The 1,718-nt window shown below is 69.9% G+C and carries 2 protein-coding genes; one reads left to right on the forward strand and one right to left on the reverse strand.

From position 1 onward, the window contains the following. Positions 1-31: 31 nt before the first annotated feature. A complete protein-coding gene (clpS, locus tag P409_RS33595) occupies positions 32-340 on the reverse strand; it encodes an ATP-dependent Clp protease adapter ClpS (RefSeq protein ID WP_034848912.1) in 309 nt (102 codons plus the stop codon). Between the two features lie 195 nt (positions 341-535). Between clpS and P409_RS33600 the strand changes: the two genes are divergently transcribed. Next, entirely contained in the window at positions 536-1,708 is a 1,173-nt protein-coding gene (locus tag P409_RS33600; protein ID WP_034848914.1) for a M20 aminoacylase family protein, read from the forward strand. Positions 1,709-1,718 lie beyond the last annotated feature (10 nt).

Genomic DNA, 1,718 nt, shown 5'->3' on the forward strand with positions numbered 1-1,718 from the left:
CGAGAGCAGGCCTGTCAGCCACGGCGGAGCCCTACGCCTCCTCCGGCTCGGTCGTGAACAGCAGGGGATAACCCTTCTGGCGGGCGGCGTCGGTGGCCCGGGTCGCCTTGGTCTCGGCGACCTCCTTGGGATAGACGGCGACGACGCACACGCCGCGGCGATGCGCGGTCATCATCACCCGGTAGGCCTGATCCTCGCTCATCCGGAACTCGCCCTTCAGCACCGTCACGACGAAGTCGCGCGGCGTGTAGTCGTCGTTCAGCAGGATGACCTTGTGCAGCCGCGGCTTCTGGGTCTTCGGCTTGATGTCGATGCGGGGCTTGGTCGTGAGGTCGCTCATCGGCTGCTCCTGGCTGGCGCCGCGGCGGAAAAACGGCCGCAGCTTGTCACGGCCCGCAGCGCCCGTCCACCGCCGCGGGCAGCGGCCGGATGCCGCGCGGAGGTCCGCCTCCCGCCCGCGCCGGGTTGCCCTGGCGGCGCGGAGGGACCAGTATCGGGGTTTCGCCATCCCAGCCAGCGCAAACGAGACCGACCGATGCCCGTCATCAATTCGATCGCCGCCCGCAAGGAGGAGATGACCGCCTGGCGGCGCGACCTCCACGCCCATCCCGAACTCGGCTTCGAGGAGGTGCGGACCTCGGGCATCGTGGCGGAGAAGCTGGCCTCCTGGGGCATCGAGGTGCATCGCGGCCTGGCCAAGACCGGCGTCGTCGGCGTGCTCAAGGGCCGCACCGACAGCGGCCGCACCATCGGCCTGCGCGCCGACATGGACTGCCTGCCGATGGACGAGCTGAACGACTTCGCCCACAAATCGACCGTGCCCGGCAAGATGCATGCCTGCGGCCATGACGGCCACACCACCATGCTGCTCGGCGCCGCCCAGTACCTGGCGGAGACGCGCAACTTCGACGGCACCGTGCACTTCATCTTCCAGCCGGCCGAGGAGGGCGGCGGCGGCGGCGACGTCATGGTGCGCGAGGGGCTGTTCGACCGCTTCCCCTGCGACGAGGTCTACGGCCTGCACAACTGGCCGCTGCTGCCGGCCGGCATCGTCGGCGTGCGCCCCGGCCCGATGATGGCGGCGGCCGACATGTTCGACATCCGCATCCGCGGCGTCGGCGGCCATGCCGCGATCCCGCAGACCGCGAAGGACCCGGTGGTGATCGCGGCCCAGCTGGTCGGCGCGCTGCAGACCCTGGTCAGCCGCAACACCAACCCGATGGATTCGGCGGTGCTGTCGATCACCCAGATCCACACCGGCACCACCCATAACGTGATCCCGGACGAGGCCTTCCTGAACGGCACGGTGCGGACCTTCCGCCCCGAGGTGCAGGAGATGATCGTCGCCGGCATCAAGCGCATCGCCGACGGCATCGCCGCCGCCTTCGGGGTCTCGATCGAGGTGAAGTACGATTACGGCTACCCGGCGACCGTGAACCACGCCGACCAGGCCGAGACCGCGGCCCAGGTGGCGGAGCGGATCGTCGGCGCGGGCAATGTCCAGCGCGATGTCGAGCCGTCGCTGGGCGGCGAGGATTTCGCCTATCTGCTGAACGCCCGGCCGGGCGCCTATCTGTTCCTCGGCCAGGCCCGCGCGGCGGGGGACACGATGGTCCACAACCCGCATTACGACTTCAACGACGAGGTCCTGCCGCTCGGCGCCTCGCTGCTCGCGACCCTGGTCGAGACCCAGCTGAAGGCGGGGTGAGAGCTAAGGC

Origin of the sequence: Inquilinus limosus MP06 (genome assembly GCF_000767795.1) — a bacterium.
In the GTDB taxonomy this organism is placed as follows: Bacteria; Pseudomonadota; Alphaproteobacteria; order DSM-16000; family Inquilinaceae; genus Inquilinus; species Inquilinus limosus_E.